Genomic DNA, 16,259 nt, shown 5'->3' with positions numbered 1-16,259 from the left:
CGCTTCAGATGCTTGCGCAGGACTACCGGCGTGGAAGAACCTTGCCCTTAAAGGATTTGCCCTCGGTAGAGAACGTTCTACTCGGTGCATTAAATTCAGGTTCCTCAGACGAAAAGGTCAGGCGATGGGCCATAAACGCGATTGCTCTTTTTGGCCGGAAGGAGTCCTGCTTAGAGCCCGTTAAGCGTTGTCTTGAACTTTTTGATAATGAGCCACAAGTTGTTGCTTCTGCAATTTCTGCTATATTCAAACTTGATAAGCATGACGCTTATCAATATTTGAAGAAGCAGGGATGCGTCACGCCCGATCTGCTCCACCTATCTGCCCTTCAATCGGTCAGTTCTAGGGCGTTGGATTTAAGTGGCACTAAGATCAATATTGATACGGCGCCTGCAACCATTTTGAAGCTCGCCTTGGTCCTCGTTGGTATAGATAAGGCTCCCGATAATATTTTTGATCCACGTTATTCAAACTCTGAGATCGTCCGTGTGCTGGGAAGTCATGACGAGCCTATTGTGTCGCAGTACTCAGTCTGGGCAATTGCTGAGAATAGTCGCTTAGGAACGCGTGATCTAGGCATCGATGTAACGGCCCTTGATGATCATCCGGACAACGTTCGGTCTTATGTTTACCGGCTCTTCGGAGGCGAGTCAGAATACTCGACGTTGAAGCATGACATAATTCTTCAAGGCGTCGATGATCGCAGCCAGGAAGCCAGAGCAGGCTTGGCAAAGGGTATACGAGACAGCTTCTACGAAGGTCTGGATGGTGTTATTCTGGACTGGTGGGCTCGCGAAAAAGATGAGGAAGTTCATCAATTAATAGTTGATCATTTTGTACGGCAGGCGTCTCACGCGCAGCCGTACAAGAATCTGGCACTTGAAATATACTCAGCTGCTGATACTAGAGTCCGAGAAAGAATGGAGGCTGCGGCGGCTACCAGAGAAATCTATAAAGAATTCCGTGCGAAATCATACAATGACGAGCTTGGCTCACTTTTTGGAGGTGGAAACGTGACGACATACAACATAGACAAGTTCCAAAGCGGGGTCACTTCGTTTGGCGGCAATGCAACAAACGAAGGTAGCGTAAGCCTTACGCTGAATGCCGATCAGCGTCAGCAGGCGATTAGTTTTCTTGGAGCTGCCTCGGATGCGATCGCAGACCTGCCCATTTCTAAAGAATTGTCTGACGAAGCCGTTACAGCAATTGATCAAGCGAAGGTCGAACCATCAAAAGACAAGCTTTCGAGGGTGGTGAATACCTTAGCAAAGGTGAGAGATGGGCTCTCAAGTGTAGCAGGCGGCGCTGCTTCAATAGCGAAAATAGGAGCGGTGATCGCTTCGTTGTCAAGCTACCTCTAGATATAGAAAATCTATCGATTTTTGATGAAGACGATATCTTTCAAGGAAAAATCCCTTAATTCACCCTTGTCTAGGTCGGTGCCTTGTAAGAACCACTGATGTTCTTGGTGCCATTCAGTCGTGCCGAACCAAATTTTGACTGGTGTAATGCGGCGCACTGAATGATCTCCTCTCCAATTGGTATAGTTGAAAATAAGTTCCTTGTTATCTTTGGTCATCTCAGCGATCTCGATCATTTTTTCGCATATTGAGCATGGATGAAGAATGGCGTACTCAAGATCCGATGCCTCTGTATCGGTATGGTCCCCCAGTTCACCCTTTGTGCTGCCGTGTTATCTCCTGTTTTGCGGTCGAAAAGAAGCCCCTTTTCGGCATTTTCCAAATCTCTACTCCTGAGAATCCGCAAAGCGGAATCCTAGAGGATTGGCTCTCCTAAGCAAAATACTCCTGAAGCGGCCGGACCTCGAGGCTCCCCGCCTTCAGCGCCGCAATCGCCTCCGCCACGGCCGCAGCCCCCGACAGCGTCGTGTAATACGGCACCTTCTGCATCAGCGTTGCCCGGCGCAGCGATTTGGAGTCCGACACCGCCTTCTGGCCATCGGTCGTGTTGAAGACGATCTGGACCTGGCGGTTGCGGATGGCGTCTTCGATGTGTGGGCGGCCTTCCAGGACCTTGTTGATCTTCTGGGCGTCGACGCCGTTTTCGGCGAGGAAGCGTTGCGTGCCCGAGGTGGCCAGCACCTTGAAGCCGAGGCCGGCGAGGCGCTTGACCGCCGGCAGGATGCCTTTCTTGTCCTCGTCGCGGACCGAGACGAACAGCGTGCCGGAGCGGGGCAGGTCGACGCCGGCTCCGAGCTGGCTCTTGGCGAAGGCCAGCGCGAAATCGCGGTCGAGGCCCATGACCTCGCCCGTGGAGCGCATTTCCGGGCCGAGCAATATGTCGACGCCGGGGAAGCGGGCGAAGGGGAAGACGGCTTCCTTGACCGCGATGTGGCCGGGATTCCTGGGGTCGGGCATGGCGCCGTAATGGGCGAAGGCGTCTTCCAGCGTCTCGCCGGCCATGATGCGGGCGGCGATCTTCGCGATCGGACGGCCGATGGTCTTGGCGACGAAGGGCACGGTGCGCGACGCACGCGGGTTGACCTCCAGCACATAGACCGTGCCGTCCTTGATCGCGTATTGCACGTTCATCAGGCCGCCGACATTGAGCGCGCGGGCAAGAGCCGCCGTCTGGCGTTCCAGCTCGTCGACCAATTCGGAGGGCAGCGAGTGAACCGGCAGCGAGCAGGCACTGTCGCCCGAATGGATGCCGGCTTCCTCGATGTGTTCGAGAATGCCCGACACGAAGGTCGCCTTGCCGTCGCAGAGGCAGTCGACATCGACCTCGATGGCGCCGGAGAGATAGGTGTCGAACAAAAGCGGGTTCTTGCCCAGCAGCGTGTTGATCTGGCCGGTCTTGTCGTTGGGATATTTCTGCTTGATGTCCTCCGGCACCAGGCCGGGCACGGTGTCGAGCAAATAGGATTGCAGCATGCCCTCGTCATGGATGATCTGCATGGCGCGGCCGCCGAGCACATAGGAGGGGCGTACCACTAAGGGGAAGCCGAGTTCGCCGGCGACGAGGCGGGCCTGCTCGACCGAATAGGCGATGCCGTTCTTCGGCTGGCTGAGGTTGAGCTTGTGCAGCAGCTTCTGGAAGCGGTCGCGGTCTTCGGCCAGATCGATCATGTCGGGCGAGGTGCCGAGGATCGGAATGCCGGCCTTCTCCAGCGCGTCGGCCAGCTTCAGCGGCGTCTGGCCGCCGAACTGGACAATGACGCCGACCAGTTCGCCCGAGGCCTGCTCGGCGCGCAGGATCTCCAGCACATCCTCCGCCGTCAGCGGCTCGAAATAGAGCCGGTCCGAAGTGTCGTAGTCGGTCGACACGGTTTCGGGGTTGCAGTTGATCATGATCGCTTCATAGCCGGCATCGCGCAGCGCGAACGCGGCGTGGCAGCAGCAATAGTCGAACTCGATGCCCTGGCCGATGCGGTTCGGCCCGCCGCCAAGGATGACGACCTTCTTGCGCGCCGAGACCTGCGCCTCATCGGCGAGCGCGCCGGCGAAGGGCACTTCATAGGTCGAGTACATGTAGGCGGTGGGCGAGGCGAATTCGGCCGCGCAGGTGTCGATGCGCTTATAAACCGGATGAACGTCGAGCTTTTCGCGAGTCTTCTGAACGACTTCGGCGTCGGTCTTCGTCAGCGAGGCGAGGCGGGCGTCGGAGAAGCCCATCGCCTTCAGCATGCGCAAATTGACTGCGTCGCCCGGAATGCCGTGCTCGCGGATGCGGGCTTCCATGGCGACGATGCCGGCGATCTGTTCGAGAAACCAGGGGTCGATCTTGCACATGGCGTGCACGTCTTCCAGCGAGGTGCCCATGCGGATCGCCTGTGCCACCATGCGCAGCCGGTCGGGCGTCGGCGTGCCCAGAGCGGCGCGGATGGCGTTGCGGTCGTCGGCGCTGTTGGTAGCGCCAAGGCCGGGGATCTCGATCTCGTCGAGGCCGGTGAGGCCGGTCTCGAGACCGCGCAGCGCCTTCTGCAAAGACTCCTGGAAGGTGCGGCCGATGGCCATGACTTCGCCGACCGACTTCATGGCCGTGGTCAGCACCGGCTCGGCGCCGGGGAACTTTTCAAACGCAAAGCGCGGGATCTTGGTCACGACATAGTCGATGCTCGGCTCGAACGAGGCGGGCGTGGCGCCGCCGGTGATGTCGTTCTCCAGCTCGTCCAGCGTGTAGCCGACGGCTAGCTTGGCGGCGATCTTGGCGATCGGGAAGCCGGTCGCCTTGGAGGCGAGCGCGGACGAGCGCGAGACGCGCGGGTTCATCTCGATGACGACGAGACGGCCATCGGCCGGGTTGACGGCGAACTGCACGTTGGAGCCGCCGGTCTCGACGCCGATCTCGCGCAGCACCGCGATCGAGGCGTTGCGCATCATCTGGTATTCCTTGTCGGTCAAGGTCAGCGCCGGGGCAACGGTGATGCTGTCGCCCGTATGCACGCCCATCGGGTCGATGTTCTCGATCGAGCAGACGATGATGCAATTGTCCGCTCTGTCGCGGACGACCTCCATCTCATACTCCTTCCAGCCGAGCACGCTCTCCTCGATCAGCACTTCGGTGGTCGGCGAGGCGTCGAGGCCGGACTGGACGATGTCGTAGAATTCGGCCCTGTTGTAGGCGATGCCACCGCCGGTGCCGCCCATGGTGAAGGACGGGCGGATGATGGCCGGCAGACCGACATGGTCGAGGGCCTGGGCGGCGATCGCCATGCCATGGCTGATGTAGCGCTGCTTGCGGTCGCCTTCGCCGAGGTTCCAGCGGGTTTCCAGCGCATCGAGTTCGGCGTCAAGATTGTCGGGCTTCTCGGCCTTCAGCGCGGCGCGCTCGGCCTCATGCGTCTTGCGGTCGGCGTTCTTGACGTCGGTGGCGTTGGCCAGCATCGACTTCGGCGTCTCCAACCCGATCGTCTTCATCGCCTCGCGAAACAGCGCGCGGTCCTCGGCCTTGTCGATGGCATGGGCGTCGGCGCCGATCATCTCGACATTGTAGCGCTCGAGCACGCCCATGCGGCGCAGCGACAAAGCGGTGTTGAGCGCGGTCTGGCCGCCCATGGTCGGCAGCAGCGCGTCGGGCCGCTCCTTGGCGATGATCTTGGCGACCACTTCTGGGGTGATCGGCTCGATATAGGTGGCGTCGGCCAGTTCCGGGTCGGTCATGATGGTGGCCGGGTTGGAATTGACCAGGATGACGCGAAATCCCTCTTCCTTCAGCGCCTTGCAGGCCTGGGTGCCGGAATAGTCGAATTCGCAGGCCTGGCCGATGACGATGGGGCCGGCCCCGATGATCAGGATCGACTTGATGTCGGTGCGTCTGGGCATGTCTATGAATTCCGTTCGGCAGCGGGCTTGCACAAAAAACCGGGACGGGAAGACCCGGCCGGTTGTGCTCGCGATTCTGGTATCAGGCTAGGAGGGCCTTATAGGGAAGAGTTTTGCCCGATGTAACCCCGAAAATGCGGGATTGGGCGGGGCTGCACAGGCTGGGCGCGCGCGTTGGGTTTGAATGGGTATCTTGCAGTGCGTTGGCGCTGCCCCTCACCTGCCTGCCGGCATCCTCTCCCCGTATAGCGACGGGGAGAGGGGTGCTGCGGTCGCCGGTGTCGCCAATCACCGCTGTTGCAAGAAGAGCGCAAGGTTGCGGCCAGCATCTTTCTCCCCGTCATTATACGGAGAGAAATGCCCGGCAGGGCAATGAGGGCGGCGCAAACCCCAGCAATCAGGCAGCCACGGCAAAAGTCGCCGAACTCTAATCCCCCAGCACCACCGTGTCCGTGATCTCGAACCGCTCCGACACGCCGATGCGGATCATGTTGAGTTTGCCTTCCCGGGTGAAGCGGAAGTCGCTGCCGGCGTCCGAGCTTGCCGGCAGGCCGGCAGTGAAGGAGATGACGCGGCTGCCGCCATCGGGCCAGGTCACGGTGACGTCGGCCTTGTCCGTGCCCTTGTGCGTCACGCTCGCCGCGCAAGGCGCCATGGGCTGTCCAACGTAGCGGGCGCAGGGAATTTGCAGGCCGGCATCGCCGGCCGTGGCCCCGGTTGGCTCTTCGGCCGCGGGTCCGTTTTCAGCCGCAGCCAGCGCCAGGCCATAGGCATCCTGCATGGCGATCTCCGCCGCGGATTTCGGCATGGCTTCGGGGCTGGCGGGTTGGTTCACGTCACCCAGCCGAGCGGTCAGGTCGGGCGCATCGGGCGTCGCGGCGGCTTCGGTGGCCATGGCGGGCGTATCCGCGGCCTCGTCGGGCACGGTCGCCGGATTGAGGGGAACGAGGTAGCGCGCGGGAGCCCAGCCGGTGGCTTTGGGATTGTCAGACTCGACCTTGCACCAGGGATGGCCGTCAATGTCGTTGCAGCCGAGGTTCCGTACGCTCGCACCGGCCGCCAGGCGGGCCTCGGTCTTGCCGATCGCCGACGGCTTGGCGCGCACATTGAGCAGGTCGTCGGGGGCGAGCCCGGTGACGACGGAGATGAAAGGACCTTCTTCCGCACGGGCCGGGACAACAGCCAGCCACGCCACCATCAGCAGCGGAACCGCAACCAGCGCATGCAAACCTGTTCGGAGCGTAACTGTGCGCCTCATCATCTGGCCGTGCGCCGATACTCGAAATTCCATGCCGCGGCCATCTTGCCGCATGTTCGGCCGGTTTTATAGGGGACGATGGGCCGCCATGTAAGCCCGAAAATTGTTGCGAAGCCTTGGTATAGGCGGTGCTGGCTTGGGCGGTATTGACGCCCGCCGTCCATCGGATACGCTTCGAGCGTGTGCGGGGACCTACATGGCCGGGGACGGATATTCGCCAATCATCAAAGGCATTTTCATTGCGGAAGCGATTGTTGGAAGCATAGCGCTGATCGCCTTCCTCTGGACAGGAAAAGGCGTCGCACTAATTTATGGACGCGGTGTTTTCCTCATAGACCGGACCGAAAGCCCCTATCTCTATTGGAGCGGACTAGCGGTGATTTTAGCTGGTTTCGTGGCGTTTCCGATCTGGTCTCTCTACCGGAAGCCGCGAAGGCGCTGAGAAGACTTACCGGCCCTGTCTAGTTCCATCGAATGAGTGGCGGCATCCTGACAGGTGCTGCCCAGCCGAAGGAGAATGCCTACAGCACTTGTGCAGGCAGGATGCTTACGGCATGAATCCCGTCCTGAGCGCGTGCGCCCGTTCCGGGCGTCCCGCCTGTTCAGCCTGCCGTGCCGCCGCCTCGTGGTCGTACTCGACGGCGATCGTCTCGAAGCGATCCGGCTGGCCGGCGCCGCCCAAGGTAACGATGTCGTAGCGGGCTAAGCGCATTTTCGAGGGGGCTCCACAGGCTGGCGAAGGACTGGTCGAAAGGGCGACCCTGACAGGGACATGATTTCCTCCCGCTTAGCGAGGGAAAGAAAATGCGTCAGGCCGACACTTCGATGTCGTGGCCGCCGACGGCCGGCAGGGCGGCGTCGCCCGCGGCCGCGGCGATGACGCTGTCGAGCAGGCCGGGGAAGCGGGCGTCGAGATCGGCGCGGCGCAGCGTGATCATGCGGTTGGTGCCGACCACTTCGGCGCGGGTGACACCGGCCTCACGCAGCTTGGCGAGGTGGTAGCTCAGATTGGTCTTGGAGCCGAGATCGAGGAAGCGGCTGCAGTTCAGCGGCACGCCTTCCTTGCTGGCGAGATAGCGCACGATCGCAAGCCGCGTCGGGTCGCCGAGCACGCCGAGCACAATAGGCAGGCTGATCTGGTCCGTATTGGGGTGTGGCAAGGTCATGGCTGGAACCTAAGCACAGTTCGGGCCGATTTCAACGCGTCGATCCTGCCCGGTCCATACACACTGTTTCTCCAGTTCATGGCCGTCCTGACACAGGGCTGTCAGCATGGTTATGCTATTTTTGCCTGGCTTCATTGACATGATGCCCCTTTATGTCCAATTGTTCAATAACTTTTGAACTAAGGACGCTTTCCCATGGACAAGAGAATTTTCTGGCTTGCGCTCGGATCGTTTGCGATCTCGACCGAAGGCTTCGTCATCTCCAGCCTCCTGCCCGATATCGCCAGGGATGCCGGCATCTCCGTGCCGCTCGCCGGCTCGCTGATCACCGCTTTCGCGCTCGCCTATGCCGTGGGCACGCCGATCCTGGCGACGCTGACCGGCGAATGGGACCGGCGCCGCGTGATCCTGTGGACGCTGGTGTTCTTCGTCGTCGGCAATGTCGTCGCCGCCTTGAGCTCATCCTTCGAAGTGCTGCTCGTCGCACGCATCATCATGGCGCTGTCGTCGGGCCTGTTCGCGGCGACCGCGCAAGGCACGGCGGTGGCGCTGGTGGACGATCATCACCGCGCCCGCGCCATCGCCGTCGTCGTCGGCGGCACCACGGTGGCGGTCGCAGTCGGGGCGCCGCTTGGCGCGCTCGTCGCGGCCATCGCCGGCTGGCGCGGCACCTTCTATGCCATTGCTGGCCTTGGCGCGCTGTCCGGCGCCATCCTGTGGTACCGCCTGCCGCGCGGCATCATCGGCACCAGGCTGCCGCTGAAGCGCCGGCTGGCGGCCGCCATGCGTCCCGGCGTGATGCCGATCCTGGTGACGACATTGCTGGCGCTGGTCGGTGCCTTCACCGTCTTTGCCTATGTCGCGCCGCTTGCCATCGAGGGCGGCGGGCTGAGCGAGATCGCGCTGCCCGGCATGCTGCTCGCCTTCGGCGTCGGCGCCGTCGTCGGCAACATTGCCGGCGGCCAGGCGGCCGACCGTTTCGGCGCCACGCGCACCGTCGGCTGGTCGCTGGCGTTGAGTGCCGCCATGCTGATCATGCTGTCGGTCATCCCGACCTTCCTGCCGCAGCACATTGCCGGACCGGCGCTGATGGCCATGATGGTGCCGTGGGGCATCGTCGGCTGGGCGTTCCCGCCGGCGCAGGCCAGCCGCATCATCAAGTTGGCGCCGGACGCCGCCCCGATCGTGCTGTCGCTCAATGGTTCGGCGCTCTATCTCGGCGTGGCGGTGGGCGCGGTGGTCGGTGGTGGCGTGCTGCGCTACGGCGCGCCCGCCGATCTCGGCCTGGTCGCGGCGGTGTTTCCGATCGTCGGGCTCGGCATCGTGCTGGCGGGGCGGGTGTTTGCCCGGGCCGTCACCATGCCGGCGGAATAAGGCCGGCTCCGAGGCTTGCATCCTTGTTTTTTCGCGGCCGCTTCTTCAGCTGGAAGGAGTGGCCGCGGGCAATTCCAGCTTCAACGCAGCCACTTCATCGAGTGTGGCCCGCAGTTTCGCGGCCTGCTCCGCGCCGATCATGGCCTCGAATTGCCGCTGGGCGACGCTCCATAGCTTGATCGCCTCGTCGAGCTTGGCCTGTCCTGATGACGTCAGCCGTACGCGCTTGACGCGGCGATCGTCCTTGTCGGGGAAGGTTTCGACATAGCCGTCGCGGACCAGGGGCTTCAGCGTGTGGCCGAGCGCCGACAGATCCATGATCAGCGCCTCGGCAATGGCTCCCATCGCCGGCTCGCTGCCGACACTGATCTGGAAGAGCAGGCCGAACTGTGTGCCCTTCAGGCCGGAAGGCGCCAGCGCGTCGTCATAGAACCGGCCGAGCCTGCGCGCGGTACGCCGCAAGGTGGCATTGTTGCAACGGCTAAATCCGTCAGCTTCACTCATGATCGCTCCTTGCTGGAACACCTCCGGCGAAACGCATCGCCTCCAATGCTCTCTCTTGTCACGCAATTCCGGACGCAGAACCGCTGGGCACTTGCTGGAATTGTCTGGCAGGTGCGCCAGCCTGCCGCAGAAATAGTTTTCGCCGCCGCCGTTGACAAGATGGTGGCATATACCTACTTCGCGAAAAGTGGCATATACCACTAACTCGAATAACAGCCTGGCCGGCGGATATTTATCCACCGGGGCCGAAGACAGCGAACACAAGGAACGTGACAATGAGCAAGAATGACAACAAGGGCACGGCGGTCGTTACCGGCGCTTCGTCGGGGATCGGCGCCGTCTATGCGGACCGTCTGGCGGGGCAGGGCTACGACCTGGTGCTGGTGGCGCGCCGTGCCGACCGGCTGCAGGCGCTGGCCGAGAAGTTGCGCCATGACCACGGCCGCAACGTGAGCGTGATCAGCGCCGATCTGTCCGACGACGGCGATGTGCGCCGTGTCGAGCAGTCGATATCAGCCGACGAAACCGTGACGCTGCTGGTCAACAATGCCGGCCTTGGCGGTCAGGCAGCGGTGGCAACCGCCGATGCCGACGCGGCCGAGCGCATGATCAAGGTCAATGTCGTGGCTCTGACCCGGCTGACGCGTGCCGTGCTGCCTGGGTTCCTGGCGCGCAACCGGGGCGGGATCGTCAACATCGCCTCGGTCCTGGCCTTCGACACCTCGTTCGGCGGCATCTACAGCGGCACCAAGGCCTATGTCGTCAACTTCACCGAAGCCCTGCATCGCGAGGTCGCGGGCACCGGAGTGACGGTGCAGGTGGTGCTGCCGGGCGCGACCCGAACCGATTTCTGGGAGCTTTCCGGCGGTGATATCGACCAGTTGCCGAAGGAGATCGTCATGACCGCCGACGATATGGTCGACGCCGCCCTTGTCGGCCTGGCCAGGGGCGAGGCCGTCACCGTGCCGGCGCTTGCCGACACGGGAAAGCTGGACACATTCCTAGGCGCCCGCCAGGCCTTCTATGGCAGCCTGCACGCCGACAAGCCGGCCCCGCGCTATGCGGCTTAGGCTGACGTGGCGGCCGGCCGTCAGGCCGTCCGCCACATCGGGATGATCGAGGCGGCGAGCACCAGCGCGAGCACGATGTTGAGCGCGCGCCATTGCCACTCGGTCTTGAGCAGCCGCGCCAGCACCATGCCCGCCACGCACCAGACGGACAGCGAGATGGCGGCGGTGAGGCCGAAGGTCGAGCCGAGCAGCAAAGCGAGTTGCGCCGGACCGTCGGCAAGCGCGGCGAAGGAGGCCGCCGCGCCCAGACCCATCGCCCAACCCTTGGGGTTCATCCACTGGATTCCGGCGCCGCCCAGGAAACTGTTGGGTTTGGCCATGGCGACATCGAGATTGGGCGGGCCGGCGCGGCCGATCTTGATTGCCAGCCAGACGAGGTAGAGCGAGCCGGCGATCTTCATGGCAAGCTGCAGCGACGGCATGGCAAGCAGCAGCCCGGCGAGCCCGGCGGCGGCCGCCCCCGTCACGGTCGCGAGACCGGCGGCACTGCCGACCATCAAGGGAACCGAGCGGCGAAAGCCGAACTGCGCACCCGAAGCGGTCGACAATGTCGTGGCGATGCCCGGCGTCGCGGTGGCCACGAAGGCAAACAGGATGAGCGGCAGGATCGGCTGGAGCATGGAGCGTCCTTTGTCGGAGGCTTCATGGTAGACTGAGCGTGGCATCAGTAAATGCAATGTTTGCGATGATGATCATTAGCATTTATAATGCCGGTCATGATCCGAAATCTCGATGTCAGTCTCATGCGCACCTTCGTCACCGTCGCCGACAAAGCCAGCATGACGGCGGCGGCCAACGCGCTGCACCTGACGCAAGGGGCCGTCAGCCAGCAGGTCAAGCGGCTGGAGGAAACGCTCGGCTGCAGCCTGTTCGAGCGCGACAGGCGCGGCTTGCGCCTGACGCGGTCCGGCGAGCGGCTGTTCGACAAGGCCAAGCGCCTGCTCAGCCTCAACGACGAGATCTGGGCCGAGATGGCGGGCAGCGCGGTGGCCGGCCAGGTTCGGCTCGGCGTGCCCTACGACCTGGTCGGCACCTTGCTGGCTCCCGTCCTGAAGGCCTATGCCGAGGCCTATCCGCAGGTCGAGATATCGCTGGTCTGCGCCTCCTCGCCGGAACTGGCGGCGGCACTGGCGGCCGGAACCATCGACCTCGCGGTAATCGAGGAGCGGGTCGGCCCGACCTCTGGCGAATGCCTGGCCATCGATCGGTTGGTCTGGGTCGGCGCAAGGGGTGGGGTGGCTCGCGCCAAGCGGCCATTGCCCGTCTCGATCGTTGCCGACACCTGCGCCTTCCGGCCGGTGGTGCTGGCGGCACTTAACGAGCATGGGCTGGAATGGCGCAGCGTGTTCGAGAACGGCAACATCGACGCGACGACGGCGACGGTGCGTTCCGACCTCGCCGTCACTTCATGGCTCGCTTCCACCGTGCCAGCCGATCTCGACATATTGCCGTTCGACAGCGGCCTGCCGCCGCTGCCGAATTTTGCCATCAACCTGCACCTGCCGAGGCATGGCGTGAGCACGGCGGCGCAGGAATTCGCACGGCATATACGCGATGGGCTGGCGCGGCGATCGCAGGCTGCTTGATGCCCGAATTTACTTCCAGTTCTTGCGCCGCTCGAGTTCGGCCGGGGATGGCTCGCCCGTGACAAAGGAGCCCACCTTGATTTCGCCCGCGCGCTCATAGGTCGCGATGATGACGCCGGTGGTCGAAGTCTGCGATTTGACAAGCTTGAAAGCGGCCGGCATCGCGGCCTCGCCGAACAGCCGCTTGCCCTTGCCCAGCAACAGCGGGAAGATCATCAGCCGGATCTCGTCGATCAGCCCGTTGGCGAGCAGGGTCTGAATGAGATCGCCAGATCCCTGGATGAGCAGGTCAGGTCCATCTTCCTGCTTGAGGCGACGCAAAGCCGTGATGATATCGGGCCCAAGCGCGTGCGTGTTCTGCCAGGTCAAAGTATCCGGCCGATGGGTCGCCACATACTTGGTCGCAGGGTTGAACGCATCCGCGATCGGATCTTTCTGGTAGGGCCAGTACGCGGCGAAGATGTCGTAGGTTCTGCGGCCGAGCAGCAGGGCGAAGGGTTTGGAGAACAATTCCTCCATTGCCGCGCCTCCCACCTCGTCAAAGTAGTGGAACGTCCAGCCGCCGAATTCGAAGCCGCCGACCGGATCCTCTTCCGGCCCTCCCGGCGCCTGCATGACGCCATCGAGGCTGACGAAGGTCGCGGCGATGATCTTTCTCATTGTGCTCTCCCTTGCTTGCGGCCACGCCATCGCGGCCGGACTTCAACCCAAGGACGGAGCAACCGCGCCCATCCCGACAAAGGCCGCGAGATTTGGTCCGCCCTCGATAGGTCAGCCGCGGACGCTCACGGCTTTCGACGAGAACCAGACATGCTCGAAGATCGCCGTGGCGGTGCGGTCCGGCTGCCTGTCCTCGACCAGCCAGATCGAGCGGCTGCGCGTGGCCTGCTCGTGTGTCGGGATCTTCGCCGCAAGATCCGCGAGCGAGGCGCCGAAGCATGGGATGAACCAGGCACGCATGAACGGATCGCAGGCAAAGCCCTTTTCGGTGCGGGTCACCAGCATCGCCAGCGGGACGCGCTCGGCGGGACGCCAGGGGAAGATCATGCGGCCGCCGGGGCGCAACGCTTTCAGCCATCCGGCGGGAGGGGCGACGACACCGGCATTGACATAGATGATGTCGGACGGCGGCAGCGGCGACGTCACGGCATCGCCATGGACAATGGTCGCATTGCCGTAGGTTTCGAGATTCTTGCGTGCCAGCCCGGCCAGGTTTTCGTCGATCTCGAAGGCGGTGACGGTGCCGCCTGGCGAAACCAGTCTGGCCAGCAAAGCCGTGTAGTAACCGCTGCCGGCGCCGATATGCGTGATGGCTTCGCCAGGCTTTGGTGCGAGTTTTCCGATCCACATGGCGTGCAGAAAGGGCTCGCCATTGTTGATGCCCTTGTCGGCATCGAGCGCCACCAGGACGTTCTGGCAGATGTGGGCCGGATCGGCGCTTGGCGTGGTGACCGTGCCATTGCCGGTGATGACCGTCCATGGGCCGGGGCCGAGGAAGGCCTCGCGCGGTACGCTGGCGAACACCTCTTCCAGGCGCGGGTCCGATGAGGCGGCGTTGACCGCCATCAGCCGCGCGTAGAATGTCCGGATATCTTCGAGGTCGCTCATGGCATCGGGAAAATAGCGCGATCCGGCGGTTTGTCCCGTGATTAAACGGAACTTCAGCCAACCCCGAACATGGTGTCGTAGAGCAGCTTGAAATTGAGCACCAGGATGATTGCCGCGACCACCCAGGCCAGTGCGGCGACGCCGCGCGGGATGGCGAGATTGCCCATCTTCTTCTTGTCGGACACGAACTGCACCAGCGGGACGACCGCGAAAGGCAGCTGCATGGACAACACCACCTGGCTGAAGACCAGCAACTGGCCAGTGCCCTTCTCGCCATAGAGCGCGGTGACCACCACCACCGGTATGATGGCGAGGCCGCGCGTGAGCAGGCGCCGCGCCCAGTTGGGGATGCGCAGGCGCAGAAAACCTTCCATGATGATCTGGCCGGCGAGCGTCGCCGTCACCGTCGAATTCAGGCCCGACGCCAGCAGTGCCACGGCAAACAGGATCGAGGCGATGCCGAGGCCAAGCAGCGGCGACAGCAGCTTGAAAGCCTGGTCGATCTCGGCGACATCCTGGTGGCCGGTTTCGTGGAAGGCGACGGCCGCGACGATCAGGATGGCGGCGTTGACGAACAGCGCCAGCATCAGGGCGATGGTGGAGTCCGTCGTCGCCCATTTGATGGCATCGCGTTTTCCAGCCTCCGTGCGCTCATAGGCGCGGGTCTGCACGATCGAGGAATGCAGGTAGAGATTGTGCGGCATGACCGTTGCGCCGATGATGCCGATGGCGATGTAGAGCATCGCCGGATTGGTGACGATTTCGGAGGACGGCACGAACATCGAATGCAGGATCGTGCCGGCCGGCGGAGCGGCAACGAAGATCTGGATGGCAAAGCAGCTGAAGATGATGATCAGCAGCGCGACGACGAAGGCTTCGAGATAGCGGAACCCCTTGTTCATCAGGAGCAGAACCAGGAAAGCGTCGAGCGCGGTGAGCATGGCGCCGCCGATCAGCGGGATGCCGAACAAAAGCTGCAGCGCGATCGCGGTGCCGATCACCTCGGCGAGGTCGCAGGCGATGATGGCGAGCTCGCAGGCGATCCACAGCACGAGATTGACGGGGCGCGGATAGTAGGCGCGGCAGGCCTGGGCGAGGTCGCGGCCGGTGGCGATGCCAAGGCGCGCGGCCAGCGCCTGCAGCAGGATCGCCATCAGGTTGGACAGCATGATGACAAACAAAAGCGTGTAGCCGAACTGGGCGCCGCCGGCGAGGTCGGTCGCCCAGTTGCCCGGGTCCATATAGCCGACCGAGACCATGTAGCCGGGGCCCATGAAGGCGAACAAGCGGCGGAACCAGACGCCTGATGTCGGCACCGCGATGGAGGAGTTGACCTCGCGCAGGCTGGGCTGATCGTCTTCATCCCGTCTGGCGAACCGCCATGCGGACCGGGAGGTTGTGACGTCTGCTTCTGACATGAAAAGGCTTTCCGCGACTTCCGGACGATGCCCTCAAGGTATGCCATGGCTCAACATTATGCAATAAGCTATATTTCATTGTCGGTGCTTTTTATCACTCCGCGCAGTGCGTGCGAGGGCGGCACCTCGGAGACGCCGGTTGCGCCTCTCTTGGAATGCAAATAAACGGCCTGAAGAATCAGAGCCCGTGCTATAAAAGCAGGGACGGCAAACTCCCGAGGAGGAGCGCGCATTGGCGCTGAAGAACAGACCGGTCCCGCGTGAGCCGTTGCTCGATGCCGATGTCCATTCGGAAGGGTTCCGGCAGACGCGCGAAGCGCGCCGCAGTGCGCTGGTCGAGGATTATGTCGAACTGATCGCCGACCTGATCGAGGACGGCAACGAGGCGCGCCAGGTCGACATCGCCGCGCGCCTCGGCGTCGCCCAACCGACGGTGGCCAAGATGCTGACGCGGCTATGCGCCGACGGGCTGGTGTCGCGAAAACCCTATCGCGGCGTGTTCCTGACCGAAGCCGGCCGCAAGGTCGCAGAGGAAAGCCGCATCCGCCACCAGACGGTCGAGGCCTTTCTGCGCTCGCTCGGCGTCAGCGCCGAGACGGCGCGCATCGATGCCGAGGGCATCGAACACCATGTCAGCGCCGAGACGCTGGAAGCGTTCCGCAAGGCGATGACGGCGCGCTGAAGCGCTTCATTGCCGCGTTTTCGACCATGTTAGCCGCTGGAACCGCCGGCGCTTATGCGCGTTCCCCTCTCATTGCGCGCCTATCGCGCGCCAGGGAGGAAGCAATGGGCATCGAGCAGGCACCGACCGCAAAAGGCAAGCAGGCAGCCACAGGATTGGAACAGGCGGCCGCCAGGGACGAGCGCAAGACCGAGGCCGAAACGGGACATCCGCTGAAGAAAGGCGCCGATCGTTTCGAGGAACGCTCGAAAAGCTCCGACGGCAAGAGCGCCGGCGCCAAGCAGAAAGAGTAAGCGGCAGCAGTT

16 protein-coding genes and 1 pseudogene are annotated in these 16,259 nt (G+C 62.9%); 7 read left to right on the top strand and 10 right to left on the bottom strand.

Annotated elements, in window-relative coordinates:
- The first annotated feature begins 8 nt into the window (after positions 1 to 8).
- Positions 9 to 1,364, top strand: a complete 1,356-nt coding sequence (locus LB571_RS05090; RefSeq protein WP_224592682.1) for a hypothetical protein — start codon at positions 9 to 11, stop codon at positions 1,362 to 1,364.
- Positions 1,365 to 1,375: 11 nt separating this feature from the next.
- On the opposite strand, the gene LB571_RS05085 is transcribed toward LB571_RS05090, so the two are convergent.
- The 3 genes from LB571_RS05085 to LB571_RS05075 all read right to left on the bottom strand — a co-directional run bounded on the left by LB571_RS05085 (position 1,376) and on the right by LB571_RS05075 (position 6,549).
- The gene (locus LB571_RS05085; RefSeq protein WP_224592680.1) at positions 1,376 to 1,600 is read right to left on the bottom strand and encodes a WYL domain-containing protein; all 225 of its coding nucleotides are present in this window, start codon (positions 1,598 to 1,600) and stop codon (positions 1,376 to 1,378) included.
- Positions 1,601 to 1,796: 196 nt separating this feature from the next.
- Entirely contained in the window at positions 1,797 to 5,288 is a 3,492-nt protein-coding gene (gene carB / locus LB571_RS05080; protein ID WP_224592677.1) for a carbamoyl-phosphate synthase large subunit, read from the bottom strand.
- A 427-nt stretch (positions 5,289 to 5,715) separates the two neighbouring features.
- Positions 5,716 to 6,549, bottom strand: a complete 834-nt coding sequence (locus tag LB571_RS05075; RefSeq protein ID WP_224593029.1) for an SH3 domain-containing protein — start codon at positions 6,547 to 6,549, stop codon at positions 5,716 to 5,718.
- A gap of 193 nt (positions 6,550 to 6,742) precedes the next feature.
- Between LB571_RS05075 and LB571_RS05070 the strand changes: the two genes are divergently transcribed.
- On the top strand, positions 6,743 to 6,988 hold the full coding sequence (locus LB571_RS05070; protein WP_224529214.1) for a hypothetical protein: 246 nt from the start codon (positions 6,743 to 6,745) through the stop codon (positions 6,986 to 6,988).
- 105 nt (positions 6,989 to 7,093) lie between these two features.
- On the opposite strand, the pseudogene LB571_RS05065 reads toward LB571_RS05070, so the two are convergent.
- Positions 7,094 to 7,249 (bottom strand): annotated as a pseudogene (locus tag LB571_RS05065) (metallophosphoesterase); the annotation flags it as partial.
- A 106-nt stretch (positions 7,250 to 7,355) separates the two neighbouring features.
- Entirely contained in the window at positions 7,356 to 7,712 is a 357-nt protein-coding gene (locus LB571_RS05060) for an ArsR/SmtB family transcription factor (protein WP_015316191.1), read from the bottom strand.
- 195 nt (positions 7,713 to 7,907) lie between these two features.
- Between LB571_RS05060 and LB571_RS05055 the strand changes: the two genes are divergently transcribed.
- Positions 7,908 to 9,086, top strand: coding sequence for an MFS transporter (locus LB571_RS05055; RefSeq protein WP_140617776.1), 1,179 nt, complete (start codon positions 7,908 to 7,910; stop codon positions 9,084 to 9,086).
- A gap of 45 nt (positions 9,087 to 9,131) precedes the next feature.
- Here LB571_RS05055 and LB571_RS05050 read toward each other — a convergent pair whose 3' ends face one another.
- The gene (locus LB571_RS05050) at positions 9,132 to 9,590 is read right to left on the bottom strand and encodes a MarR family winged helix-turn-helix transcriptional regulator (RefSeq protein ID WP_015316193.1); all 459 of its coding nucleotides are present in this window, start codon (positions 9,588 to 9,590) and stop codon (positions 9,132 to 9,134) included.
- Between the two features lie 275 nt (positions 9,591 to 9,865).
- On the opposite strand from LB571_RS05050, the gene LB571_RS05045 reads away from it, so the two are divergent.
- On the top strand, positions 9,866 to 10,660 hold the full coding sequence (locus tag LB571_RS05045) for an SDR family NAD(P)-dependent oxidoreductase (protein ID WP_224592674.1): 795 nt from the start codon (positions 9,866 to 9,868) through the stop codon (positions 10,658 to 10,660).
- A 20-nt stretch (positions 10,661 to 10,680) separates the two neighbouring features.
- Here the strand turns inward: LB571_RS05045 and LB571_RS05040 are convergent, their stop codons facing one another.
- Positions 10,681 to 11,280, bottom strand: coding sequence for a LysE family translocator (locus LB571_RS05040; RefSeq protein WP_224592672.1), 600 nt, complete (start codon positions 11,278 to 11,280; stop codon positions 10,681 to 10,683).
- 96 nt (positions 11,281 to 11,376) lie between these two features.
- Here LB571_RS05040 and LB571_RS05035 point away from each other — a divergent pair, with 96 nt between their 5' ends.
- Positions 11,377 to 12,246 carry a LysR family transcriptional regulator gene (locus LB571_RS05035; RefSeq protein WP_224592669.1) on the top strand — a complete coding sequence of 290 codons (870 nt, stop codon included), beginning with the start codon at positions 11,377 to 11,379 and terminating at the stop codon, positions 12,244 to 12,246.
- A gap of 9 nt (positions 12,247 to 12,255) precedes the next feature.
- Here the strand turns inward: LB571_RS05035 and LB571_RS05030 are convergent, their stop codons facing one another.
- The 3 genes from LB571_RS05030 to LB571_RS05020 form a co-directional block, all read right to left on the bottom strand.
- Entirely contained in the window at positions 12,256 to 12,906 is a 651-nt protein-coding gene (locus LB571_RS05030; protein ID WP_140665015.1) for a dihydrofolate reductase family protein, read from the bottom strand.
- Between the two features lie 111 nt (positions 12,907 to 13,017).
- A complete protein-coding gene (locus LB571_RS05025; protein ID WP_224592667.1) occupies positions 13,018 to 13,854 on the bottom strand; it encodes a protein-L-isoaspartate O-methyltransferase family protein in 837 nt (278 codons plus the stop codon).
- 53 nt (positions 13,855 to 13,907) lie between these two features.
- Complete coding sequence (locus LB571_RS05020) at positions 13,908 to 15,272, bottom strand: Nramp family divalent metal transporter (protein ID WP_224592664.1); 1,365 nt, start codon at positions 15,270 to 15,272, stop codon at positions 13,908 to 13,910.
- Positions 15,273 to 15,504: 232 nt separating this feature from the next.
- Between LB571_RS05020 and mntR the strand changes: the two genes are divergently transcribed.
- Together mntR and LB571_RS05010 are read left to right on the top strand one after the other, a co-directional pair.
- Positions 15,505 to 15,954 carry a manganese-binding transcriptional regulator MntR gene (mntR, locus tag LB571_RS05015; RefSeq protein ID WP_140761141.1) on the top strand — a complete coding sequence of 150 codons (450 nt, stop codon included), beginning with the start codon at positions 15,505 to 15,507 and terminating at the stop codon, positions 15,952 to 15,954.
- A gap of 104 nt (positions 15,955 to 16,058) precedes the next feature.
- Positions 16,059 to 16,247 carry a hypothetical protein gene (locus tag LB571_RS05010; RefSeq protein ID WP_015316201.1) on the top strand — a complete coding sequence of 63 codons (189 nt, stop codon included), beginning with the start codon at positions 16,059 to 16,061 and terminating at the stop codon, positions 16,245 to 16,247.
- The last annotated feature ends 12 nt before the right edge of the window (positions 16,248 to 16,259 follow it).

The sequence above is a fragment of the Mesorhizobium sp. BR1-1-4 genome, from assembly GCF_020165375.1.
GTDB classification, from domain to species: Bacteria; Pseudomonadota; Alphaproteobacteria; order Rhizobiales; family Rhizobiaceae; genus Mesorhizobium; species Mesorhizobium australicum.
The sequence above is the reverse complement of the archived record's forward strand: the minus strand, read 5'-3'. Positions and strand labels throughout refer to the sequence as shown.